At 64.6% G+C, this 285-nt stretch carries 1 pseudogene; it reads left to right on the plus strand.

The annotated features are described in order from the left end of the window. Positions 1 to 285 (plus strand): annotated as a pseudogene (locus EN852_RS40040) (hypothetical protein); the annotation flags it as partial.

Raw genomic sequence — 285 nt, forward strand, 5'->3', positions numbered from 1 at the left:
GCGACGGGGCCGTGGCCGCGACGGCCCGCGAGCTCACCCTCGGCGTCATCACGGAAGCCGATGCCAACAAAACGGTGCAGGCGTTCCTCGATGCCAACAGCGCGGCCGGCATCTTGCAGGCCAACCGCATCGTGCTCGACAAGCTCACCGTCGACAGGACCGCCAGCACCGTGAAAGCGGATGTGCACACCGATGTCAGCCTCTATTTCCCGCTGTTCAGCATCGGCGATATGCAGCGCGTGACCTCCTCGACCACGGCGCTCTATTCGGACAAGACGGTTGAGG

It is taken from the genome of Mesorhizobium sp. M2E.F.Ca.ET.209.01.1.1 (assembly GCF_004010375.2).
Lineage (GTDB): Bacteria > Pseudomonadota > Alphaproteobacteria > Rhizobiales > Rhizobiaceae > Mesorhizobium.